The following is an 11,454-nucleotide window of genomic DNA, read 5'->3' as shown; positions in this document are numbered from 1 at the left end:
GCCGTGCGCGACCAGCAGACCCGCCCGGGCGACGTCGTGGACCCGGGCCCGCCCGCCGGGGGCGGCTCCGCGCCCGCCCGCCGGCGACGCGCCAACCCCTGGCCGCTGTGGGCGCTGCTCGGTCTCGTGGTGTTCGCCCTGTTGGGGGCGCTGCTGTGGCCGCTGCTCACGGGTGGCCGCGGCGACGGCGGCTCGGCGCCGGCGACCTCGCAGGAGGAGTCGTCCGTGAACGTGGACCCGGAGGCGTACAAGGGTCGCCCCGTGAGCGAGGTGCGCGCCGAGCTCGAGGGCCTCGGCCTGGCGGTGCGCGAGGAGGACCGCGACGCGCAGAGCCCGGAGGGCACCGTCGAGGAGATCAACCCCGTGGGGGCGCTGCAGCGCGGTGAGACCGTCACGCTGGCCGTCTCCACCGGGGAGGGCGTCATCCCGGAGGGTCTCGTGGGCCAGCCCGTGGACAGCGCGATCCAGACGCTGCGCGACCGCGGCTTCACCGTGGACCGGGTGGACGACCCGTCCGCCGACGGCGCCGACGGCGAGGTGGTGCGCGTGGTGCCCGGCGAGGGCGAGCGTCACCGCTATGACACGCACGTGCAGCTGATCGTGGCCACCGGCGGGTCCGACGCCGCGCCGACCCGCGAGGCCTCCCAGCCCGCCTCGGAGCCGGAGCCCAGCGCGTCGGAGGAGCCGAGCAGCGAGCCGAGCCCGTCGGCCTCGGACGAGCCCAGCCCGTCCCCCACCGCCGAATCCCCGACGGCCACCGCCGACCCGGAGCCCATGCCGGAGCCGACCGAGGAGCCGACGACACCCACGGGGGATCCGACGACGGAGTCCTCCGGCGAGTCCACGGCGCCGACGGGCCAGCCCACCACCGACCCGTCCGCTGACGCGCGCGGCGCGGAGGCCTCCTCCGCCGACGCGCGTGGCGCGCAGGCCTCGTCCGCCGACGCCACGCCCTCCGCTTGAGCGGCGGGCGGGACGGGCACGCGGACGTGTCTGTGGATGAGCAGAGGATCCTGAACGGGCGGTACCGGATCGGTGAGCTGATCGGGCGCGGCGGCATGGCGGACGTCTTCCGCGGCGAGGACCTGCGGCTGCACCGCCCGGTGGCGGTCAAGCTGATGCGCCGGGACCTGGCGCGCGATCCGCACTTCCAGGCGCGCTTCCGCAAGGAGGCACGCTCGGCGGCCTCCCTGAACCACCCCTCGATCGTCTCCGTGTACGACACGGGCGAGGTCTCCCTCGAGGACGGCCTCCATCCGGTGGACTGCCCGTTCCTGGTGATGGAGCTCGTCTCCGGCCGGACGCTGCGGGAGATCCTGCACGCCGAGGGCGCCGTGGGCACGGACCGTGCCGTGGCCTGGACCCGGGGCGTGCTGGAAGCGCTCGAGCACGCGCACGAGGAGGGCATCGTCCACCGCGATGTGAAGCCCGCGAACGTCATGGTCACGGAGACGGGCGCCGTGAAGGTGATGGACTTCGGGATCGCCCATGCGCTGGCCGACACCTCCGCCACCACGTCGCAGACCCAGGCCGTGGTGGGCACGGCCCTCTACCTGGCCCCGGAGCAGGCGACGGGCCGCACCGTGGACGGCCGCGCCGACCTCTACGCGGCCGGCTGCCTGCTGTTCGAGCTGCTCACGGGCCGACCCCCCTTCACGGGTGACACGCCGCTGGCCGTGGCCTACCAGCACGTGCGCGAGGAGCCGCCGGCACCCTCCGACGTCGACCCCGACCTGCCGCCCGCGTTCGACCCCGTGGTGCTGCGCGCCCTGCGCAAGGATCCGGAGGACCGGTTCCCCACGGGCGCCGCGTTCCTCGCGGCCCTCGAGGAGGCCGCCGCGGATCCGCACGCCGGCCCCGGCCGTCACACCCCGCCGCTCGATGCCGTCCCTCCCGCCCTCGTCGGCGCGGTGCTGGGCGCCGCGGCCGCGGAGCACGGGGCCGATGTGCCGACGGCCGCGGTCCCGCTGACCCGGCCGACGCCCTCCGTCCCGGCCGAGCCGGACGCCGCACAGCCCCAGGCGGCGAACCATGCCGTGGCGGGTGCGGGACTGCTCGGCGCCGCCTCCGCCGCGCAGCTTGCCGCCGCCGCCGCCATGGACGGCCCCCGCCCGGTGACGGTCGGCCAGCCGGTGATGCCCGGTGCGGTCGCGACGCCCCGGCCCGAACCGCAAGGGGACACGCCGGCGCCAGCGACGGCCACGCACCGTCGCGTCCGCCGGCGCCTCCGCCGGCGCACGCTCCTGGCGGCCGGCGCGGTCCTGATCGCGCTGGCCCTGGTCCTGGCGCCGTGGCTCGCGGCGGCTCTGCCCACCACCGCGGAGGTGCCCGCGGTGGTGGGGCTGCAGCAGGACGAGGCGGTCGCGGCGCTCGAGGACGCAGGTCTGGTGGCCGTCGTCTCGTCCGCGTACATGGCCGACGCCCCGGACGGGACCGTCACCCAGAGCGACCCGCCGACGGGCACGGAGGTGCCCCGCGGGGCCGAGGTGCGGATCCGGGTGTCCCGCGGCGAGGAGGGCATCGCGCTGTCCGACTCCCTGCACGGGCTGTCCGAGGACGCGGCCCGCCGCGAGCTGGAACGGCTGGGCCTGCGTGTCTCCTCCGTGCAGTACCAGGACGACGGCCGACTCGAACGCGGGCTGCTCGCCCGCACCGACCCCGCGATGGGCACGCACGTGCCGCCCGGCTCCTCCGTGGTGCTGCACCTGTCCAGCGGCATGGTCGACGTGCCGGATGTGGTGGGGATGAGCGCTCCGGACGCGCGGCGTCAGCTGGCGCTGAGCGCCCCCGAGCTGCGCGTGCGGATCCAGGACGAGGACGGCGCGACCACGGACACCGGAACGGTCGTGGCCCAGGATCCGCCCGCCGGCGTCCGCGTGGACAACCGTTCCTCCCTGACCCTGACGGCGTCCTCATGGATCGCGCCCACGGCCGAGCCCTCCGAGCCGGCGCCGCCGTCCAGCGAGGCGCCCGAGCCCACGCCGTCGGCGTCCGCGTCACCGAGCCCCCCGCCGTCGGAGAGCCCCGAGCCCTCCGCGAGCGCGGAACCCTCGCCCTCGCCGTCCGCCTCGGCCACGCCCAGCCCCGAGCCGACGACGACCGCGACGCCGTCACCGACGCAGAGCCCGGCGCCGACGTCGGCGGCCCCGTCGACCTCGTCGGAGCCGACCGGGCAGTCGCCGAGCACCTCGTCCACCGCGACGCCGGTGGACCCGCTGCCGACGCTGACGCCGGAGCCCGAGCCCTCGATCGATCCGCCGCCGTCCACCTGAGCGGACGGGGCGCCGTCGGACCCGCGAACCGGGCCCCGGGGCCGGTCAGTCCTGGCGGACGAGGGGCGAGAGCCGGCCGCCGCGCTCGGCGGCCCCGGAGAGCCCCACGGACTCGAGCCAGTTGCCGAGCATCCGGTAGCCGCCCTCGGTGAGCACGGACTCGGGGTGGAACTGCACGCCCCACAGGGGCGCGGTGCGGTGGGCCAGTCCCATCACGACGCCGTCCTCGGTCTCGGCGGTGATCTCCAGGACCGCCTCGTCCACGGTGGGCCGCACGGCGGCCAGCGAGTGGTAGCGGGTGGCGGTGAACGGCGAGGGGACGCCCTCGAACATGGGGTGCTCGCCGCGGCGGACCAGAGACGTCTTGCCGTGCATGAGGGATTCCGCGTGCGTCACGGTGGCGCCGAACGCCTCCGCGATGGCCTGGTGCCCCAGGCACACCCCGAAGAGCGGACGGCCGCCGTCGGCGGCGGAGCGGATGAGGTCGAGGGAGACACCGGCGTCGGCGGGCGCGCCCGGCCCGGGCGAGATGAGCACCGCCGTGTGCTCGGCCGCGAGCTCGAGGGCGCGGGCGGGGGTGACCTCGTCGTTGCGGATCACGGTGGTGCGGGCCCCGAGCTGCTCGAGGTAGCCCACCAGGGTGTAGACGAAGCTGTCGTAGTTGTCGACGACGAGGACGGAGACCTCGGGGCTCTGCACGGGGGCGCTCTTTCCTCCCCGCCGCGTGGGAGCGGGGTGCATAGACTGGCCGGGCACGTCGCTGACCCCGGTCCTGGGCAGGTCAGCAGGATACCGTCCCCGCCCCGGTCCCCGCCGGTGGGGGCGCCCACCACCCCCCACCCGAGGAGAAGACCCGTGGCAGCACCCGCCGGCAAGCGCAAGGACTCGGCCCGTCGGAAGCGCGAGGAGCTCGAGGCCGCGCGCCGCAGCCGCTCCGCCGTGCGGACGGACCTCGGGGACGTGGACCCGGGTCCGAAGCCCCTCTCCCCCGGGTACAAGGCCGTGATGTTCGGCCTGCTGATCCTCGGCCTGCTCTGGATCATCGTCTACTACCTGACCCAGGGCCTCTTCCCGATCGTGCAGATCGGCGGCTGGAACATCCTCGTGGGCTTCGGCATCGCGCTCGTCGGGTTCCTCATGATGTCCCGCTGGAGCGAATGACACGCGTGTAGTTCTCCACAGCGGTGGACAACCCTGTGGATGGCCGATCCGCACGATCCCGCCCGGAGACGAGTTGTCCCCGGAGTTGTCCACAGGTGTGGACACCCCTGTGGGAAGAAGTGCACACCCGCCTGTGGAGAACTCCGGGGACGGTCGGGGACGACGGCCTAGCCGAGCAGGCCTGCCACCGTGACCCGGGCGGCGCCGAGCACCGTGAGCGCCGCCAGCGCCGCCGCCACGACCACGAGGCCGGCCGCCTGGGCGCCCACGGACGGCACGCGCGCGCGGCCGGGCCGCAGCCCGCCGGCCAGGGAGAACACGACGGCGACGACGGCGCCCGTCAGCAGCCCGCCCACGTGCACCTGCCAGGCCACCCCGGGCAGCAGGAACGAGAACACGAGGTTCAGGCCGATCAGCACGGCGATCGAGCGCACCTGCCCGCCCCGCACCCGGGTGAGCAGGAACAGGGCCGCGAACATGCCGTACACGGCGCCGGACGCCCCGACGACGGGCTGCAGCGGGTCCGAGACCCACAGTGCGAACACCGCGCCGCCCACGGCGGAGAGCACGTAGAGGGCGAGGAACCGCCACCAGCCCAGCGCGGGCTCGAGCACGCGCCCGATCACCCACAGCGCGAGCATGTTCAGCAGCAGGTGCGTGGGACCGGAGACGTCGTGCACGAGCGCGTAGGAGGCCATCCGCCACGGCTCCATGCCGTACGGGGACGTGTAGAGCCCGGCGTACCAGAGCGCCTCGGTCACGCCGGACGCCTGATCCCGGGTCAGCCACTGCGCCGCGTAGACCACCACCGTGACCGCCAGCAGGATCCAGGTGACGGGCGAGGCGGCGAAGCCCGTCCGCCGTCGGGCCGGGACCGTCGCGGCGGCGCCGGGCGGGGCCGCCGTCGGACCGGGACCGGCCACGACGCCGGACGCACAGTCCACGCAGACCGGTCCGGCCGCGGAGCCGGGACGCTGGCAGTCGAGGCACGCGGGGCGCCGGCAGACGGCGCAGCGCACATACGCGGCACGGCCCGGATGCCGCGGGCACACCGGGGGTGTGCCGTCCGCGGAGTCCGGGCCGTGCGGGTCAGAGGGGGTGGTGCTCACCGAGGGGCTGCTCAGGCCTCGTCGATGTCGATGGACTCGATGACGACGTCCTCGAGCGGGCGGTCACGGGGATCGGTGGCGACGGCGTTGAGCTCGTCCACGACCTTCTGGGAGGCCTCGTCCTTCACCTCGCCGAAGATGGTGTGCTTGCCGTTGAGCCAGCCGGTGGGCACGGAGGTGATGAAGAACTGCGAGCCGTTGGTGCCGGGGCCGGCGTTGGCCATGGCCAGCAGGTAGGGGCGGTCGAACTGCAGCTCGGGGTGGATCTCGTCGCCGAACTGGTAGCCGGGGCCGCCGATGCCCATGCCGAGCGGGTCGCCGCCCTGGATCATGAAGTCCTTGATGATGCGGTGGAACACGGTGCCGGAGTACAGCGGGGCGCCGTTGTTCTTCTCACCGGTCTGCGGGTGGGTCCACTCCTGCTCGCCGGTGGCGAGACCCACGAAGTTCTTCACGGTCTTCGGGGCGTGGTTGCCGAACAGCTCGACGACGATGTCGCCGTGGTTCGTGTGGATGGTCGCGGTGTGCGTCTTGTTCGCCATGCGCCCCATTGTTCCATCCGCGGCGGCGGGCCGTCCGGATCCCGCCGTCCGGGGGCGGGTCTTCCGCGATCGGCGTACGCACTCCCGGCGTGCCGGGACCCGTGCCACGGCGGGGGTCGGCCACTAGGCTGGGCCTCGAGGACCACCGCGTTCAACGACCATCCAGAACTCACGGGAGGCATCACATGGCTCGCACGACCCTGCACGACGAGATCCAGCACGACGGCGGCGCGAACGCGTTCGTCGCACGCCAGGCGGAGAACCTGCGCCACTGGGCCGCCCCGAAGGTGGAGTCCACCCGCGCCTGGAGCGAGGTGGCGGCGGCCTACGGGCTGATCGGCGGCTCCGCCGCGGCCGAGGAGGGCCGTCGCAAGGCCCAGGACGCCAAGGAGGAGTACGGCCCCGTCGTCGAGCGCGGGGCGCGGAAGGCCGGTGAGGCCGTCGCGCACCAGTACGGGCTGCTGGCCCCCGCCGTCGCCAAGGGCGTGGACACCGTCCAGGACTTCCTCGAGCACCTGCAGGCCCAGGCGCAGGACGCCGGCCACGAGGTGCAGCAGCAGTTCGCCGCGGCGCGCAAGGACGCCGAGAAGGCCGCGAAGAAGGGCCGCCGTCGTGGGGGCCGCAAGGCCACGCAGCTGCGCCGGGACGGCCGCCAGACCGCCAAGGGCCTGCGCAAGGACGCGAAGAAGGCCGCCAAGGGCGCCCGCAAGGACGCGCAGCGGTCCGCCGCCCTGTTCAGCGACCGTGCCGGCCAGGCCAAGGACGCCGCCGCGGCGGGCGGCCTGACCCTCGCCGGCCTCCTCGCCACGGGTCTGTCCGCACTGCAGGAGCAGGGCGGGAAGGTGGCCCCGCAGGTGCAGGCCCGCCTGGCCGACGCCGGCGACTACGCCCAGCGCCGCAAGGAGGAGGTCCTCCCCGTGGCCGCCGCCCGCCTGGCCGACGGCGCCGCGCACGCCCGCAAGACCGCCCACGACGTCGAGGTCCCGGACGCCCTGGAGCAGGCCCTGATCAAGCTCACCGGGGACAAGGCGATCGTGAAGCGCCTGCGCAAGGGTGCCGAGCAGTACGCCGGCGCGGCCGAGAAGGACCTGAACCGTGCCGCCGGTCGCCGGGCCTCCCGCTCGGGCGGCCGCGCCTGGATCGTCGCGGGCATGGCGGCCGCCGCCGCCGGCGCCGGCTACGCCCTGTGGCGTCTGACCAAGCCGGTGCAGGATCCGTGGACCGCCCCGGTCCCGGGCCCGATCACCGCGAACATCCCGGTGGTGGAGGCCAACAACCCCTATGCCCAGCAGCAGAAGGTCGTGGCCGAGGCCGGCTCGGCCGCGGCGGGCCAGGGCGTGCGGGTGGACACCGCCACCCCGGACCCGGTGGCCGCCGCCAACGCGAAGGTGCTGGGCGTCCAGCCCGGGCAGCAGCGCTGACCCGCTCCCCCTCGCCCTGAGCGGACGACGCCCGGCCCGCGCCCCCTCGGTCCTGCCGAGGATGCGCGGGCCGGCGCGCGTCCGGGCGCAGGTCGGGGCGGGAGCCGGTGGGTCGCCGTCGAACGGGGCGCGGGCCTTGTCCGCCGCCGGGAGCACGCGGGAGGCTGGGACCGCCCGGGATCCCGACGCCGGGCGGAGGAGTGATCCGCATGAGCACGACCCTGACCCTCTTCGGCCACTCGGCCGTCCGTCTCGAGAAGGCCGGCCGACGCCTCGCGTTCGACCCCGGCGCGTTCAGCGACGCGGCGGTCCTGGACGGCGCGGACGCCGTCCTCGTGACGCACGGCCACCCGGACCACGTGGTCCCCGAGCAGCTGGCCAGGGCCGTGGCCGGCACGGAGGCGCACGTGTGGGCGCCACGGGATCTGACGGGGCCGCTGGCGGAGGCGGGACTCGACGCCGGACACGTGCACACGGCCGTGCCCGGGGAGACGTTCGAGGCCGCCGGCTTCCGGGTGGAGGTGCTCGGCGGGGAGCACGCGGTGATCCACGCCGAGGTCCCGCGCCCGGTCAACGTGTCCTACCTCGTGGACGGGGCCGTGCTGCACCCCGGCGACTCGTTCACGGTGCCGGACGCCGACGTCGAGGTGCTCCTCCTGCCCGCCGCGGCGCCGTGGTTGCGCATCGCGGACGTGGTGGACCAGATGCGGGCCATCGCGGCGACGCACACCCGCCCCATCCACGACGGCATCCTCAGCGAGGACGGCAAGGGCGTGGTGGACGGGGTGCTCTCGGGGCTCGCCGAGGGCGTGACCGACTACCGGCGTCTGGCCCCCGGGGAAGCCTGGACGTTCTGAGGCGCGGGGAGGCGGCCCCGGGCGGCCGACCCGGGGCCGGTCACCAGCTGAGGGTGATCTCCAGCTCGGCGTCGCCGTCGTCCTCGACCTCGAGCTCCACCTCGAGGCCCACGCGGTCCGGGACGGTGACGACGACGTCGCGGCCGCCGTGCTCGATCCGCACCTTGTTCTGCCGGGAGAGCTGGTCGGCGAGGTCGCGCAGGCGTGCGGCGGCCTGCTCGCGGCTGAGGGTCTGCTGCTGCTCGTGCTCGAAGAGGTCCTTGCCCATGGCACCGACGGTAGTCGGTGGTCGGGGTGCGCGCGACGGACGGGCCCCGGCGCGGCCGACGCCGGGGCCCGTGCGGGTCAGCGGGACGCGGCCGGGGCGAGGGCGGGATCGTCGTCGCGGTGGATCTCGAAGCCGGGTGCCCGGTAGGTGGGCTCCCGGCGCTTGAGGGCGCGGATGACGAGCAGGGTCACCGGCACGATGAGGATCTCCACGAGAGTCTTGTACGCGAAGCCGGTCACCGTGTAGTTCGCCAGTTCCAGCAGCGAGATGGTGCCGGCGTAGGCGATGGTGCAGAAGATCAGGGTGTCGAAGAACTGGCCGACCACGGTCGAGAGGATGAGCCGGAACGCCACGTGCCGTTCCCTCATGCGCTCCTTGAGGCGGACCACGATGGACGCGTTGAGCAGGGAGCCCACGAGGAACGCGACGAAGCCGGCCACGGTGATCCGCAGCATGGGCGCGAGGGCCTGGTCCCACACCTCGAAGCCCTCGACGGGCGTGGTCCAGGAGACCACTGTGTAGGTGAGGGCGGCGAGCACGAGCATCGCGAAGCCGAGGACGATGGCGCGGCGGGCCCGGCGCCAGCCGTACACCTCGGCGAGGATGTCGCCGACGATGTACGCGAACGGGAACAGGAAGGCGCCGCCGTCGAAGATGAGGGGGCCGCCGTCGTAGAAGAGGTCCGAGATGACCGGGACGGTGGGGCCGTAGAAGAGCTTGGCCGCGGTGACGCCGGAGAGGATCAGGAGGGCGATGAAGACGCCCACGAAGATGTCGTAGTAGCTCGCGGGCACCCGGGCGTAGGCCGGAGTGCCCTGCCCAGAGGCGGGTCGGTCGGGGGACGGGGTGTCGATGGTGGTGTTCACCGGACCATCCAACACCACACACGACGACGGCGGGCACGGTGGGCGGGTCCGTCCCCGCCCTGGGCAGACGAAAGGGCCCGGGAATCTCACGACTCCCGGGCCCTTCTTCGGTGGAGGCAAGAGGACTCGAACCCCTAACCCCCTGCTTGCAAAGCAGGTGCGCTACCAATTGCGCCATGCCCCCGTGAGGACCGGTCAGTCCTCCGGAGCCGGCTCGACGCCGTCGGCGTCCTCCGGCAGGTCGTCCGTGGCCGTGGCCGTCTACCCGCTGGCGTTCTACAGCTCGATGCACTGGGCCGGCGTCGCCATCGGCTCCGTCGTCTCCCTCGCCTCGGCTCCCCTGGCCTCCGGGCTGCTGGAACGGATCGTGGAACACCGACGCCTCAGCCGGTGATGGATGCTCGCCGCCGCCCTGGGCGTCACCGGCGCCGCTCTGCTGTGCCTGTCCCAACTCGACCAGGAGGCCGCATCGTCGACCGCGACCCTCGCCGGCGTCCTGCTCGGGCTGGTCGCCGGCGCCACCTACGCGACGTACTCCTGGGCGGCGCACCGCCTCATCCACGACGGCATCAGCCGGGCGGCCTCGATGGGCGCCGTGTTCGGTGCGGGCGGGGCGCTGCTGCTGCCCGTCCTCGTCATCACCGGAGCGCCCCTGATCGCCACCCCGCAGGCCTTCGCGGTGGCCGCCTACATTGCCCTGGTCCCGATGTTCCTCGGCTATGTGCTCTTCGGCTACGGCCTCACCCGTGTGCCCGCCAGCACCGCGACCACGATCACCCTCACCGAGCCGGCCGTCGCCGCGATCCTCGCCGTCGCCGTCGTCGGCGAACGCCTCACCCCCGTGGGCTGGACCGGCCTCGGCATCATAGCCGCCGTCCTCTTCATTCTCGCCCTCACACCTACCAACACGACCGCAGACCGGCACGGCCGCACGCCGACGACCGAAGCGATCCAGCCCTCGGCCGCACAACGAAAGTGAAGCGCCCTGGGTTTCGTTCCGACCTACTTCCTCAAGGAGGATCGGATCATGCCCCAGAAGTACACCCCCGAGTTCAAGGCAAGAGCCCTGAAGCTCATCGAAGAACGCGTCCGCGCCGAGCAGTGCTCCGCCTGGGTCGCCTGCACCGCCGTTGGCGAAGCCCTCGGCGGGATCTCCCCACACACCCTGCGGAACTGGTGGAAGCAAGATCGCGTCGATCAGGGCGAGGCTCCAGGGCTGAGCACCGCTGAAGCCGAGGAGATCACCAAGCTGCGCAGAGAGAACCTCGAGCTGCGCCGCGCGAACGAGATCCTGCGCAAAGCCTCAGCTTTTTTCGCAGCGGAACTCGACCGCCCCACGACGAGATGATCCGGTTCATCGACGAACACCGCGATCAATTCGGGGTCGAGGCCATCTGCCGCGTGCTCAGCGCGACGGAGTGTGGGTTCATCACCTCTCGCGGCTACCGGGCCGCGAAGAGACGGCCTGCCTCCGAGAGGGCTCTACGAGACGAGCTCCTCATCGAGGAGCTCGAGCGGATCCACGCGGAGAACTACAGCGTCTACGGGGTCCGGAAGATGCACCACGCGATGCGCCGCGCCGGGTGGGAGATCGGCCGGGACCAGGTCGCCCGACTGATGAAGCTCGCCGGCGTGGAAGGGGTGCGGCGCGGACGTACGCCGGTCACCACGAGGCCGACTGGTGAGCCGGATACCCGCCCTGACTTGGTGGAGCGGCAGTTCACCGCGGATGGCCCGCATCAGCTCTGGGTCGCTGACATCACCTACGTCAGGATCCTGGCCGGGTTCTGCTATGTCGCGTTCATCACCGACGTGTACTCCCGGCGCGTCGTGGGATGGGCGGTCTCGGGCAGCCTGCACACCGCAGGCCTGCCCCTGCTGGCCCTGGAGCACGCGCTGGTCTCCACCGGCGCTACCCGCGGGCGGCAGGGCCTGATCCACCACTCGGATCGGGGAAG

At 73.7% G+C, this 11,454-nt stretch carries 14 protein-coding genes, 1 tRNA gene and 1 other annotated feature; of the genes, 9 read left to right on the top strand and 6 right to left on the bottom strand.

Features of this window, described 5'->3' with window-relative positions; all coding sequences use genetic code 11:
* Together ACZ1IK_RS10665 and pknB are read left to right on the top strand one after the other, a co-directional pair.
* Nucleotides 1–963 (top strand): PASTA domain-containing protein (locus tag ACZ1IK_RS10665; RefSeq protein WP_465098501.1); only part of this gene is annotated, 963 nt, incomplete at its 5' end.
* 32 nt (nucleotides 964–995) lie between these two features.
* Entirely contained in the window at nucleotides 996–3,272 is a 2,277-nt protein-coding gene (gene pknB, locus ACZ1IK_RS10660; RefSeq protein ID WP_144918968.1) for a Stk1 family PASTA domain-containing Ser/Thr kinase, read from the top strand.
* 45 nt (nucleotides 3,273–3,317) lie between these two features.
* Here the strand turns inward: pknB and ACZ1IK_RS10655 are convergent, their stop codons facing one another.
* Nucleotides 3,318–3,971, bottom strand: coding sequence for an anthranilate synthase component II (locus ACZ1IK_RS10655; protein ID WP_036337278.1), 654 nt, complete (start codon nucleotides 3,969–3,971; stop codon nucleotides 3,318–3,320).
* Nucleotides 3,972–4,127: 156 nt separating this feature from the next.
* On the opposite strand from ACZ1IK_RS10655, the gene ACZ1IK_RS10650 reads away from it, so the two are divergent.
* Nucleotides 4,128–4,433, top strand: a complete 306-nt coding sequence (locus ACZ1IK_RS10650) for a cell division protein CrgA (RefSeq protein WP_044659935.1) — start codon at nucleotides 4,128–4,130, stop codon at nucleotides 4,431–4,433.
* Between the two features lie 167 nt (nucleotides 4,434–4,600).
* On the opposite strand, the gene ACZ1IK_RS10645 is transcribed toward ACZ1IK_RS10650, so the two are convergent.
* Together ACZ1IK_RS10645 and ACZ1IK_RS10640 are read right to left on the bottom strand one after the other, a co-directional pair.
* The gene (locus ACZ1IK_RS10645; protein WP_260840325.1) at nucleotides 4,601–5,542 is read right to left on the bottom strand and encodes a rhomboid family intramembrane serine protease; all 942 of its coding nucleotides are present in this window, start codon (nucleotides 5,540–5,542) and stop codon (nucleotides 4,601–4,603) included.
* An 11-nt stretch (nucleotides 5,543–5,553) separates the two neighbouring features.
* The gene (locus tag ACZ1IK_RS10640; protein ID WP_010079725.1) at nucleotides 5,554–6,084 is read right to left on the bottom strand and encodes a peptidylprolyl isomerase; all 531 of its coding nucleotides are present in this window, start codon (nucleotides 6,082–6,084) and stop codon (nucleotides 5,554–5,556) included.
* Between the two features lie 185 nt (nucleotides 6,085–6,269).
* On the opposite strand from ACZ1IK_RS10640, the gene ACZ1IK_RS10635 reads away from it, so the two are divergent.
* Both ACZ1IK_RS10635 and ACZ1IK_RS10630 read left to right on the top strand, forming a co-directional pair.
* Nucleotides 6,270–7,505: a hypothetical protein gene (locus ACZ1IK_RS10635; protein ID WP_267714855.1), complete on the top strand. Its 1,236-nt coding sequence runs from the start codon at nucleotides 6,270–6,272 to the stop codon at nucleotides 7,503–7,505.
* 209 nt (nucleotides 7,506–7,714) lie between these two features.
* Nucleotides 7,715–8,362 carry an MBL fold metallo-hydrolase gene (locus tag ACZ1IK_RS10630; protein WP_069941254.1) on the top strand — a complete coding sequence of 216 codons (648 nt, stop codon included), beginning with the start codon at nucleotides 7,715–7,717 and terminating at the stop codon, nucleotides 8,360–8,362.
* Nucleotides 8,363–8,402: 40 nt separating this feature from the next.
* Here the strand turns inward: ACZ1IK_RS10630 and ACZ1IK_RS10625 are convergent, their stop codons facing one another.
* From ACZ1IK_RS10625 to ACZ1IK_RS10615, 3 genes are all read right to left on the bottom strand, one after another.
* Nucleotides 8,403–8,630, bottom strand: a complete 228-nt coding sequence (locus ACZ1IK_RS10625) for an amphi-Trp domain-containing protein (protein ID WP_060973760.1) — start codon at nucleotides 8,628–8,630, stop codon at nucleotides 8,403–8,405.
* 77 nt (nucleotides 8,631–8,707) lie between these two features.
* Nucleotides 8,708–9,496 (bottom strand): queuosine precursor transporter, encoded by a 789-nt coding sequence (locus ACZ1IK_RS10620; RefSeq protein ID WP_049145006.1) that lies wholly within the window; start codon nucleotides 9,494–9,496, stop codon nucleotides 8,708–8,710.
* A 111-nt stretch (nucleotides 9,497–9,607) separates the two neighbouring features.
* Nucleotides 9,608–9,680, bottom strand: a tRNA-Ala gene (locus ACZ1IK_RS10615).
* Here ACZ1IK_RS10615 and ACZ1IK_RS10610 point away from each other — a divergent pair.
* The 4 genes from ACZ1IK_RS10610 to ACZ1IK_RS10595 all read left to right on the top strand — a co-directional run.
* Nucleotides 9,681–9,890, top strand: coding sequence for a hypothetical protein (locus ACZ1IK_RS10610; protein WP_308219441.1), 210 nt, complete (start codon nucleotides 9,681–9,683; stop codon nucleotides 9,888–9,890).
* Nucleotides 9,891–9,893: 3 nt separating this feature from the next.
* Nucleotides 9,894–10,475, top strand: a complete 582-nt coding sequence (locus ACZ1IK_RS10605) for an EamA family transporter (RefSeq protein ID WP_308219442.1) — start codon at nucleotides 9,894–9,896, stop codon at nucleotides 10,473–10,475.
* Between the two features lie 48 nt (nucleotides 10,476–10,523).
* Nucleotides 10,524–10,844, top strand: coding sequence for a transposase (locus tag ACZ1IK_RS10600; RefSeq protein WP_041103457.1), 321 nt, complete (start codon nucleotides 10,524–10,526; stop codon nucleotides 10,842–10,844).
* Nucleotides 10,802–10,898 (top strand) — a sequence feature (AL1L pseudoknot). Its footprint overlaps the gene before it by 43 nt.
* The coding region (locus ACZ1IK_RS10595; protein ID WP_465098500.1) for an IS3 family transposase at nucleotides 10,841–11,454 on the top strand (614 nt) is incomplete at its 3' end. Its footprint overlaps the feature before it by 58 nt. The genes ACZ1IK_RS10600 and ACZ1IK_RS10595, both read left to right, overlap by 4 nt.

This window comes from Micrococcus sp. CS26, assembly GCF_055522295.1.
This window is presented reverse-complemented; position numbering and strand designations above follow the sequence as displayed.

Bases quoted from the DNA above. Each gene is read 5' to 3' on its own strand.
- ACZ1IK_RS10635 (WP_267714855.1), top strand. From the start codon at position 6,270: ATGGCTCGCACGACCCTGCACGACGAGATCCAGCACGACGGCGGCGCG.
- ACZ1IK_RS10630 (WP_069941254.1), top strand. From the start codon at position 7,715: ATGAGCACGACCCTGACCCTCTTCGGCCACTCGGCCGTCCGTCTCGAG.
- ACZ1IK_RS10600 (WP_041103457.1), top strand. From the start codon at position 10,524: ATGCCCCAGAAGTACACCCCCGAGTTCAAGGCAAGAGCCCTGAAGCTC.
- ACZ1IK_RS10605 (WP_308219442.1), top strand. From the start codon at position 9,894: ATGCTCGCCGCCGCCCTGGGCGTCACCGGCGCCGCTCTGCTGTGCCTG.
- ACZ1IK_RS10625 (WP_060973760.1), bottom strand. From the start codon at position 8,630: ATGGGCAAGGACCTCTTCGAGCACGAGCAGCAGCAGACCCTCAGCCGC.
- ACZ1IK_RS10640 (WP_010079725.1), bottom strand. From the start codon at position 6,084: ATGGCGAACAAGACGCACACCGCGACCATCCACACGAACCACGGCGAC.